The following is a 9,978-nucleotide window of genomic DNA, read 5'->3' as shown; positions in this document are numbered from 1 at the left end:
GAAAGCTACGAGGCCGGGCTCTACCTCCGAGGCTCGATCATGTGGCTGAAGCTCCTTACCTCAACCACATGATCCGAACTCTAAACAGCTCCTAGTGGGGCGTGTGGTTGGAGGGGCATGTGCCATGCGCCGTCCGTCTCGCTCGACGACTTCGACAGCCCCGGGCGCCTGGCCAGGTGGCTGGGCGACGTGCCCGTCGTGTTGGTGCCGCATGACTTCTAGTGCCAATATCCGTCGTAATAATCAACCAGGTGCTGGGCGTCCGGGCCGGCCGAAGCGGCGGCGACTGTGAGGTCGGCCTCCCGGAGGATCTCCGACCGCACCCGTGGCGGCACCGACGCCGCGGGCACCTTCTGGCCGTCGCGGTGGAAGGTCATCGGGCTGGTCGCGCACAGCGCGTCCAGGCCCCAGCCCTCGTCGGACATGCCCTCGACGACGCGCAGGAGCCAGCGGGCCTGCCAGCCCGCGAGGTCGCGCACCACCTCGCCCTGCCCCTCGTGACAGTCGTGCTCCCAGTAGCCGATCGACACGCCGGTCCATCCGTGCCGGATCAGTTCCGTCCGGGCCAGGTCGTAACGCACGACATGACCGGCGACACGGCCCGGCTCTTTCACGTACACCTCGCGGAGGACTTGTTCGAACGGCTGCGCCAGACCCCTCTCGCGCCACGCACTCACCTCCTCGGCGCTTGCGTCGGCCGGGTGCCACAACGTGACAGGGCCCTCGGGGCGGTGCCCGGCCAGTTCCCAGCCGTCGACGGTTCTGACGGGCAGGCCAGAGGGGCCGCCGGGGGTCCGCCACACCAGGGTGCGTGCGTCGGGGCCGGTGACGGGGTGGTCGAGGAGATGTTCACCGACCTCACGCCAGGTCCATTCACGCTGGTGGATGAGCGCCTGCTCCAGGCGGTGGCGCGCGGCCGTGTGCGCCTGCTCGACCTCTCTGGGCGTGGCGGCGGTGGCGGGCAGAGCGCGGTCGAGGAACTGGTCGCGGGTCAGCGCCGCCGCGTCGGCGAGCGCATCGAGTGCGCGAGTGGCGTTCTCTTGTACGGACGCCGCCCGCACCCGCGCCTGAATGAGCGCCAGTGGTGTGACTGTCTCGGGCCCGCCCCGGCGGGCCAGCACGCCGACAGCCCCGTTGGCGACGGTCTCGCTGCGGCAGGTGGAGCCGGGGCCGTCGTGGCCGGTGCCGCAGGTGACGGCGGCGTCGGCGAGCAGCGACGGGACCCAGGGTTCGTCAATGACCTCGCAGGTCCAGATCAGGCCGCGCGCCATCGAAACGGTCTGGCCCTTCAGGAAGCGGTCCTCGCTCCAGCTGATGTCGGCGTGATGGCAGACGAACGGGCCGCCCCGGTAGGCGGCCAGGCGAGTGACCAGCTCGTGGACCAGGGTGACGGCCTCAGGAGTGAGCAGGTCGCAGACGACCGGCAACCAGCCGTCGCCTGGGGCCGGTGTGTCAGCGGTGGCCCAGTGACGTAGCAGCGGCAGCATTCCGGCCAGGCGGAGGCCGTACTCCTCGGCCAGTATCGTGGCGAAGGGGTCGGCCTCCCCGATCACGTTCCTGACCGCACCGTCTGGGCCGTCTTCGGTGAGCAGGCTCTCCAGGAGCGGCTGGAGCTCTCCGAGGTCTGTCAGGTGGCCGAACAGGTCGCGGCGCTGTTGCGGATGGAGCAGGTGGGCGGCTGACAGCGGAATCCGATAGAGCTCCTCGTGGCGGGTGTGGCCTTGGCGGGCCCAGTATCCGGCGCGTTCGGCCAGGTTCCAGGCGTCGCCGGGAGTCCAGTCGACGGCGCGCGCGGCCACGGTGCGGACCAGGCGCAGGACGCGCTCGTCGTAGTCGTGGCCGCCCTGCGGGCTGAGCCAGAGCTTGGTGTGGGCGTAGGTGCCGTAGAGGCGCCAGTCGGTGTCAGGGCCGGGGTCGAGGCCCTGCTCGGTGAGGGCGTCGAAGCGCTGGTAGGCCTCCTTGGTAGCCGGTTCCAGATGGTCCCAATTTCCCGCGCACGTCACCTGGTGATCGTAGTCGCACGATGAAGGACCGCCGGGACGGTGGCCAGGTCGTCGCGGCCGTCCAGGAGCATCACCATCGCACTGAGCCTGTCCCAACAGCCGGGCCGGCCCCGCCGACGCCCCCGCGATCGTCCTGCTGCACGGCTACCCCGCCAACTCGTTCGTGTTCCGCGAACTCATCCCGCTGCTGGCCGACCGCTACCATGTCATCGCGCCGGACCACCTCGGCTTCGGCCACTCGGCCTCCCCTTTCGCGGGGGAGTTCGCCTACACCTTCGACGCCCTCGCCGAACTCACCTCCGGACTGCTCGAACATCTGGGCCTTGACCGCTACGCCCTCTATGTCCAGGACGACGGCGCCCTCATCGGATGGCGTCTCGCGCTCCGGCACCCCGATATGCTGCCCGGCCCCCGTGGCCGTGGTCTTGGGCGGCGGCTTCGTGCGTTCTTGCACCTGTCGTGGAGCGGCGGGGTGAGGGGGTTACCGGGTGGGGATTCGCACGGTGAACGGTTCGTTGTCGAGTTCGCCGTGGACTTCGGTCTGGTTTTCTGCGTGGAAGGGCCGCCAGCTCAGCGACAGGCGGTTCCCGGACGCGGTGGTGAGGGTCGCGGTTGCGGTTTTCGGGTTGAGGCGGATGGTTCCGGAGACCTGGACGTCCTTGACGTACCGGACCTGGTGGAGGGTGGTCGGCCCGCCTTCGGTTCGCAGGATACGGCCGCCGCGCAGGCCGGGTTCGGTTTGGGGCGCAGGGGTGAGGGAGGTCGGGTTGAGGGGCGCGATCGCGTCGGCGGCTGTCGCGAAGGCCGCTGCCACGGTCCGGCGTTGCCTGTCGCTCAGTTCGTGGCCGTACGGCGTGGCCAGCTCGCGTGCCTGTGTGGGGAAGTCGCCGAGCAGCCGGTAGTTCTCCGCGGTGCAGTCAGGGTGCGCCGGCGTGGTGGGGTCGGCGATGAAGGAGCGTAGGACGCCCTGCAGGCATGCGCCGAGCGGGTTGGATCCGAACAGCTGGCCGTGGCCTCCGAAGGGCACGGTGTAGGCGTGTCCCCTGGGGTGGCGGGCGGCCACGGAGGTGGCGTCGAGCGGGGAGGTGTCGGAGTCGAACTGGCCGCTGATCGCCAGGACGGGGACGTTCGGCCGGTGGCCGGTGACCGGCGGGCTCTGGCGTGGGGTGGGCCAGTGGGCGCACTGTCGCGTCCAGTCGGCGACCGGTCCGGTGACTTCGGAGGGCCGGTAGGGCGCGTAGAGGTGGTGGCGTCGCGCGTAGGCGTTGAGTTGCCGGAGGCGTTCGGCGGTGAGGGCGTCGCGGTCGAAGGGAAATCTGGTGTCGCCGCAGTAGTAGGTGAACAGGGCCGGTGCGGGGGATCTGTCGGGCGGGGGTGGCGTGGCGCGGTTCATCAGGCGGCGCAGTGGGGCCGGGTCGTCTTTGAGGTAGGCGTTCGCCGCGGCGAAGGTGGATCTGGCGTCGGGGTTGGCGGCGGCGGTGAGCAGGTGGCCGGTCTGGCCGATGGGTAGCTTCGGGTCGGGCTGGGCGCGGAGTCGTTTCAGTAGTTCGTCCCACAGGGCGGCCGGGTCGGGGTTGTGCCTGGCGCAGGCGGGTGAGCGGCGGCACGCGTTTCGCAGGGCTTTGAGGCCCAGTTTCTGCTGGTTGCGGAAGCCCTGTTCGGCGTAGCCGTCCTCGCCGGTGCCGATGACGCTTTCGAGGAACATGGCGCGCAGGTGCTTGGGGAAGCGGGTGGCGTAGGCCTGCCCGAGCAGTGTGCCGTAGGAGGATCCGACGAAGGTGACGTCACGGACGCCGAGTGCGGCTCTGACGGTGTCGAGGTCGGCGGCGGCCTGGCCGGAGGTGAAGAATCCGCCCCTGTCGCCGATCTGGTGGGCGCACGCTTCGATTGTGTTCGGCCGGGTGATGTCGAGCCCGCGGCATGACAGCGGCGAGGATTCGCCGAATCCGCGTGGTTCGACCATGAGGATGTCGACCCGGTCGGACAGCGGTCCGAGCAGTGTCTTGGCGAGCCCGGCGTAGGAGGGGTCGAGTGGTCCGGGGCCGCCGCCGTTGGCGATCGCGGTGGTCAGGGGTGGGCGGCTGCGGTCGCCGCGGGGGATCCACAGGTAGGCGACGGAGATCTTCTCCGCGCCGGGGTTCGACCAGTCGAGGGGGACGCGGAGTTCGCCGTGGCAGGGGGTTGTCGCTTCCGCGCATGAGCGGGTGTGCGCCGCGGGGGTGGGCAGCAGGGCGGTCAGGGTCGCTCCGGCCGCAAGGAGGGCCTTCCAGGCAAGGTTCATGAGTACACAATGACTGTGCACAATGGATTGTGCAAACGGGTTGTGCACTGCTGGGGGCGTCCGGCCAGGTCAGGGCGGCGAAAGTTGCACAACGGATTGTGCACAGCTAGTTTGTCGACCATGGTTGGAGAGCCCGCGCGTCATGAGGTCACCGACCTGGAGGCTCTGACGTCGCTCACGCACCCCCGGCGGCGGCGCATCCTCGACCACCTCTACAAGCACGGGCCCGCGACGTCGGCCACGCTCGCCCGCGAGCTCGACCTCAACACCGGTGCCACCAGTTACCACCTGCGTGAGCTGGCCAAACACGGCTTCGTCGAGGAGGCGCCGGCAAGGGGGCACGGGCGGGAGCGGTGGTGGCGCTTCGTCATGGCCGACTTCCGGTTCCCCCGGCGCAGCCGGCAGGACGCCAAGACGCGTGCCGTGCTGGACGAGATGAACACGCGGGCGTTCGCCGCCGACATCCAGCAGTTCCAGCAGGCTCTGGCCGACACCTCAGGCCAGGACGGCTGGGACGACGCGTTCCCTTACTCGCGGGGGAGCATCCGCGTGTCGCTGGGCCGGCTGGAGGCGTTCTTCGAGGAGTACGTGGCGCTGCTGATGAAGTACTCGGGTGAGGAGCCGGACGAGGGCGCCCGCACCGTCAACACCGTGTTCATGGCCTATCCCGACGTGTGAGCGGGCGCCGGGCGCCGTGAGCCCCAGGCGAGCGGCCTTGGCAGGGATCCCGGCGCGGTGTGCGAGCACCCCCGATCGGCGTTCGGTGACGGGCCGGGAGAGCCCGTACGGCGGTGCGGACCGGCTCGCCTGGGGACTCGGCAGCCGGTGGCGAGAGCGCGCCCGGCGCGCTCATCTCCAAAGGCACGGCCTCGTCCTGGCCGACGCCGATTGCGGCGGCACGGCATCGGCGGACGATGAGATCGCTCCGGCCGTGCGGGGCGCCGGTCGGCGTGCGCCGCAGGCGAGGGGTTTCCAGTGCTCCCAGGTGCGGCTCGAACGGGGCCGGCGGATCGCGCCGGTCGGCATCGTCACCAGGACGGCGACCAGCGCTTCCTCCAAGCCGGCCGGTGAGCCGGTCACCGCGTCAGAGGAGGCGGACGCCGGCGACGATCTTTTTGAGGTCGGGGACGAGCGGTGTGCCGGCCATCACGGTGATGACGGTTCCTTCTCGTTCGATCCAGCCGACGTACCGCCCGTCGCCGAGCGCGCCGTCGCCTTGCTTCGTCAGTGCTCGACGGCCGCCGATCGTCGTGGTCTTCGCGTCTTCGGCGAAGGTTCCGTAGGTCACGGGGAGGCGCTTCAGGTCGGTGAGTCTCCTGGCGTCCGGCCAGCAGAGCACGCGTACCCACAGGCTGCGCTGCTTGGGGTCGGCGTTGGCCCGGTTGTCTCCCCACTGGTAGCCGTATTCGGTGACGCCGTTGTGCCTGCCGGCCACCACTCCGCCGTAGGTGAAGCCTTTGGGGATGTAGCCGATGCGCACGCCCTTGATGGCTCCCGCGCCTCTGGCGGGCTTGTCGATCCTGGAGTCGTGGGAGCGTTTGATCTCCGCCTTGCTCGGGGTGGGGCAGGCGGTGGTGTTCCCCGCGGCGGCGTGGGCGGAGGGGCCGGTGAGCAGCGTCGCGGCGGAGGTCGCGGACAGGGCGGCGATCGTGAGTGCCTTCGTGATTGTGTTCACGTACGGATTGGATGCGGCGGGCGGGCCGGAGGTTCGCGGCCTTCTGAAGTGTTTCGAGTGCCGCCTCCGGCCGGTGCCCTCCGGGGTCGGGCCGGAAATGTGTGGTCTCGTCTGTGGGGATGGGACAGATTGGTGCCATGGAACGTCAGCTCATCAGTCATCTCGCTCATCGTGACCACCCCATCGCCGCGCCGGTCTCCGGCGCGCAGGTGACCCGGCTGTTGCGCCGGGCCCGGTTGCCCGAGGGGGCGAGGATCCTGGACCTCGGCTGCGGCGAGGCGGCGTGGACGTTGCGTGCGCTCGCGCTCTACGAGGACGCGACCGCCGACGGCGTCGACATCTCCGCCGACGCGCTCAAGGCGGCCGAGGGGCACGCCGAGGTCCAGGGCGTCTGGGAGCGTGTCCGGCTGCACGAGAGGCCGGCTGCGGATTTCCCGGTGGCCGAGCGCTACGACCTGGTGATCTGCGTCGGGGCGACGCACGCGTTCGGGGGTCTTGGCCCGGCCGTCGAACGTGTTCGGCGCTATCTGCGGCCGAACGGGCTGGCGCTCGTCGGTGAGGGGTTCTGGGAGTGCGCGCCGACGCCGGAGGCACTCGCCCGGCTGGGTGCGGAGCCGTCGGAGTATTTCGACCTGCCGGGTACGGTCGCCGCCGCCGAGTCCGCTGGTTTCGACACGGTTTACGCGTACACCAGCGACCTGTCGGAATGGGATGACTACGAGTGGTCCTGGACGGGGACGTTGCTGCGCTGGGCCAATGAGAACCCCGGCCCGGACGCCGAAGCGGTCCGGGCGGCCGCCCTGGAGCATCGCGCCATGTGGCTGCACGGTTACCGGGGGGTTCTGGGCTTCGTCACTCTCCTGCTTCAGCGAACAGGCTGACCGCCGGGCCTGACCGGTTTCTTCCGGCGCCACCGTCGTCGTCTCTGCGCGCTTCGGGTGCGCGGCCCTTGGCCGTCCGGCCAAGGGTCGCGCCAGGGCCACGTCGTGGGTCGCTCGTGGCCGCTCCGCAGCCCGTCAGGCGTCCGGAGCCGTGTGGGGGTCCGCGGATCGCGTGCCCGGCCTGGGCAGCGTGCAGCCGGGGCGTTCCAGGTCGAGTTCGTTGCCCGCTGCCACGCAGGCGGCGAGCTGGTAGGTCTGGGTTCCGTAGGAGGCGCCCTTGCGCACGCTGACGGCGCCGTCGCGGTTCATCTCGCAGGGGTTGTCCAGCGTGCACCGGCGGCCGTCGCGGTTGCTGGTGTTGTTGATGCCGACGACCTTGCCGCTTCCGGCGTCGACGATCGGGGATCCGGAGGTGCCGGGGCCGGTGTCGCACCGCGGGGTGTAACGGATGACGTCCTTGGTCATGTAGCCCACCTCCAGCACCCGGTAGACCAGCGTGTCGATTCCGCACGAGAAGATCTTCTTCGTGCCTGCGGAGATCACCCGGATGTCCGTGCCCGGTGCGGGACGGTCCGTCGACATCGTGAGCGGCCGGAGGCGGTGGTCGCGTTCCAGTTGCCGGTAGGTGGTCTCCAGCCGGTACAGCGCGATGTCGGTGCCGGTCATGGTCACGTAGACGGCTCTGGCCGCGTGCAGGGTGACCGCCGGTTCGCCTTCGCGGCCGAGCAGGTCGATCAGGAGATGGGACGGCTGGTCCACCAGGGCCTCGTCCGGCACCGGCCACGCGCCCTCGTAGCAGTGCCCGTTGGTCAGGACGAGGGCTTTGTCGTCGGCCGTGGTGGCCGGGGCCCGCACCAGTGATCCCGAGCAGCCGCCTGCGACGGCGGTGCCGGTGAAGTCCGTGGCCGCCGCCTGGGCGGAGGGCGTCGTCGGCAGGGTGAGGCTGAGGAGGAGGGCGCTCAGTGTCGCGCCGATTCGCCGGAACGTGCGCATCGTGGATCCGTTCGTGGGAGGGGTCGCGGTCGTCACGCGCCGGGACAGGTGCCCGTGGCGGTGCGGCCGGTGCGGAAGAAGTCGATCACCTTCGAGGCGCAGGGCAGCCGGCGCAGTGAGGCGTGCGCGCCGTCCTGGACGGTCAGCAGTGTCCCGCCGACGGCTTTCCACGCCTCAACCGCCCACGCGTACGGTGTGACGTCCTCGTCGAGGTGGCCGGACAGTTGCAGCGGGCTGGTTCCCCTGACGAGTTTCCACGGGCGTGCGGGCCATGGCCACTGCCCGCACCAGCCGCTGCGTTCGAAGTAGCCGCCGGTCGCGGGGAAGGTGGTCTTCCTGGCCTGCGCGGCCGCCCACATCTGTTCGAAGTCGCGGCCGCCGACGCCTTCGTTGCAGAAGATCGCCTGATACTGGATGAGGTTCAGGCCCAGGGAGGTGTCGTCGAAGCCGAACGTCTTCGCGGGTCCCGGGCCGGGGGACGCGGACAGCGGGACGCCGCCTTCACGGACGGTGGCCAGGTCTCTGGCGGAGGCGACCCAGCTTCCCGGTCCTCCCCCGAGGAGTTGGCTGACCCATTCACCGTTGATCACGGTGTTTTCATCTATTTTGCGGGGTTTGCGGTGGAGTTTGTCACGCAGCGTGAACATGGTCTTGCGGACCATGGCGTCGGTCGTCCCGAAGTGGTACTCGGTGTCGTGCCGGGCCAGCCACGGGACGAACGCGGTGAAGCGTCTCTCGTTGAGCGCGTCCGCCGAGGCGTCCATGGCGGCCAGGTCGATGACGGGCGGCATCACCGAGTCCACCCACATCGCGTTCACCCTGTCGTCGAACAGCGACCGGTAGTTCAGGCCCACCGCGGTGCCGAAGGACACCCCGTAGAAGTTGATCTTCGATTCGCCGAGGGCCGCGCGGATCGCGTCGACGTCGCGCGCTATGTTCGTGGTGGTCAGCTGCCGGACGAAGCCGGGGTCCTTGGCGGCGCACCGCTTGTTGTACGCGGCGTCCTGGTCGAACGCGGCCCTCGCCTGCGCCTTGGGGGAGGTGGCGGACGTGGCGGACGGCGGATCCCCCCAGTCGCATTTGATCTTGTCACTGTAGCCGACGCCTCTGGGGTCGAACCCGATCAGGTCGTGGTCGGCGGCCAGCGTGCCGAGCCCGCCGACGGCGTACGTCGCCGGCGCGTCGATGTTGGTGACGCCGGGGCCGCCGGGACTGATGACCAGCACACCGCGGCGCCTGCCCGGGTCGGTGGCCTTGATCCTGCTCACGGCGATCTTTATCTTCCGGCCCTGCGGGTTGGCGTAGTCCATGGGAACCGTCAGCGTGGAGCATTCGGTCCTGGTGTCGCCGGCGACGGGCCAGTTCTTGGCCGCCTGGGCGCATTTCCGCCAGGTCAGAGGTTCTTCGGCGGCGTGGGCGCCGGCCACGCCGGCGGTTGCGAGGCTCGCCAGGCCGGTCAGGCACGCGATCGCCACGGGTGTCAGGCGTTTGCCCGGTAGTGCACGGATGCTGAACACGGTCGAACCTTTCGACGGTCCTGCCCGCGCCTCCGAACGCGCGGGGCACGCCTTCGGGCGCACGCCGCCCACCCTGGGGGGCGAAGATCTCCACGCCGCAGCGGCCTCGTATCGGTGACCGCGCGGCCGTGTATCGGCCGTGTATCCGCGCAGGGCGTCGTCCCCCGCGGTGAGCCGGTGAGGCTCGATTCCTAGGGGAGAGTCACCTGGTGGAGGACGTGGTCGCCGACGGCGGCCAGGCCGTCCCCGCCGATGAGGAGGTTTCCCGGGTGCGGGTCGCCGCGGAGCCAGAGGGCGGGCCCCTGCCAGGGCGGCAGGGCGGCCAGTCTCTCCCACAGGGGAAGGAGCCCGGCCGATCGGGGGATGGACGACAGGCGTTGCCGTACCACCTGGTCGCGGGCGGCGAGCGGGACGCCTCGGACAGGGTTGCGCGGCGCGTCGGGCGGCGCGGGCCGGTCCTCCCCGAGGCGGTAGACGACGTTGTCCCAGCCGTTGGCGACGAGGGTGAGCGGGCCCTCCAGGTCCGGGTGCTGCAGGCGGATCAGGCGGCGGACCAGGTCGTCGTCGACGTCGGTCTCGGCCGCGGGGGTGTTCACCCCGCAACGATAGTCACGCCCGCGGCCTGTGC

General features: G+C 70.4%; 8 protein-coding genes and 1 pseudogene. 3 read left to right on the top strand and 6 right to left on the bottom strand.

The annotated features are described in order from the left end of the window. Nucleotides 1-218 precede the first annotated feature (218 nt). A complete protein-coding gene (locus tag ACIBVQ_RS32045; RefSeq protein ID WP_399182067.1) occupies nt 219-2,003 on the bottom strand; it encodes a DUF4132 domain-containing protein in 1,785 nt (594 codons plus the stop codon). Nucleotides 2,004-2,166: 163 nt separating this feature from the next. On the opposite strand from ACIBVQ_RS32045, the pseudogene ACIBVQ_RS32040 reads away from it, so the two are divergent. Beyond that, a pseudogene (locus ACIBVQ_RS32040) lies at nt 2,167-2,421 on the top strand (alpha/beta fold hydrolase); the annotation flags it as partial. A 63-nt stretch (nt 2,422-2,484) separates the two neighbouring features. Here the strand turns inward: ACIBVQ_RS32040 and ACIBVQ_RS32035 are convergent. Continuing rightward, a complete protein-coding gene (locus tag ACIBVQ_RS32035) occupies nt 2,485-4,284 on the bottom strand; it encodes an alpha/beta fold hydrolase (protein ID WP_399182065.1) in 1,800 nt (599 codons plus the stop codon). Nucleotides 4,285-4,404: 120 nt separating this feature from the next. On the opposite strand from ACIBVQ_RS32035, the gene ACIBVQ_RS32030 reads away from it, so the two are divergent. Then, on the top strand, nt 4,405-4,962 hold the full coding sequence (locus ACIBVQ_RS32030; protein ID WP_399182063.1) for a winged helix-turn-helix domain-containing protein: 558 nt from the start codon (nt 4,405-4,407) through the stop codon (nt 4,960-4,962). Between the two features lie 406 nt (nt 4,963-5,368). Here ACIBVQ_RS32030 and ACIBVQ_RS32025 read toward each other — a convergent pair whose 3' ends face one another. Continuing rightward, entirely contained in the window at nt 5,369-5,959 is a 591-nt protein-coding gene (locus tag ACIBVQ_RS32025) for a hypothetical protein (RefSeq protein ID WP_399182061.1), read from the bottom strand. Nucleotides 5,960-6,096: 137 nt separating this feature from the next. Here ACIBVQ_RS32025 and ACIBVQ_RS32020 point away from each other — a divergent pair, with 137 nt between their 5' ends. Next, nucleotides 6,097-6,840 (top strand): class I SAM-dependent methyltransferase, encoded by a 744-nt coding sequence (locus tag ACIBVQ_RS32020; RefSeq protein ID WP_362911918.1) that lies wholly within the window; start codon nt 6,097-6,099, stop codon nt 6,838-6,840. Between the two features lie 135 nt (nt 6,841-6,975). Here the strand turns inward: ACIBVQ_RS32020 and ACIBVQ_RS32015 are convergent, their stop codons facing one another. The 3 genes from ACIBVQ_RS32015 to ACIBVQ_RS32005 form a co-directional block, all read right to left on the bottom strand. Beyond that, a complete protein-coding gene (locus tag ACIBVQ_RS32015; protein WP_399182059.1) occupies nt 6,976-7,833 on the bottom strand; it encodes a serine protease in 858 nt (285 codons plus the stop codon). A gap of 32 nt (nt 7,834-7,865) precedes the next feature. After that, nucleotides 7,866-9,350, bottom strand: coding sequence for an alpha/beta fold hydrolase (locus ACIBVQ_RS32010; RefSeq protein WP_399182057.1), 1,485 nt, complete (start codon nt 9,348-9,350; stop codon nt 7,866-7,868). A gap of 191 nt (nt 9,351-9,541) precedes the next feature. Continuing rightward, on the bottom strand, nt 9,542-9,946 hold the full coding sequence (locus tag ACIBVQ_RS32005) for a hypothetical protein (protein ID WP_399182054.1): 405 nt from the start codon (nt 9,944-9,946) through the stop codon (nt 9,542-9,544). Nucleotides 9,947-9,978: the final 32 nt, after the last annotated feature.

It is taken from the genome of Streptosporangium sp. NPDC049376 (assembly GCF_044466505.1).
In the GTDB taxonomy this organism is placed as follows: domain Bacteria; phylum Actinomycetota; class Actinomycetes; order Streptosporangiales; family Streptosporangiaceae; genus Streptosporangium.
The sequence above is the reverse complement of the archived record's forward strand: the minus strand, read 5'-3'. Positions and strand labels throughout refer to the sequence as shown.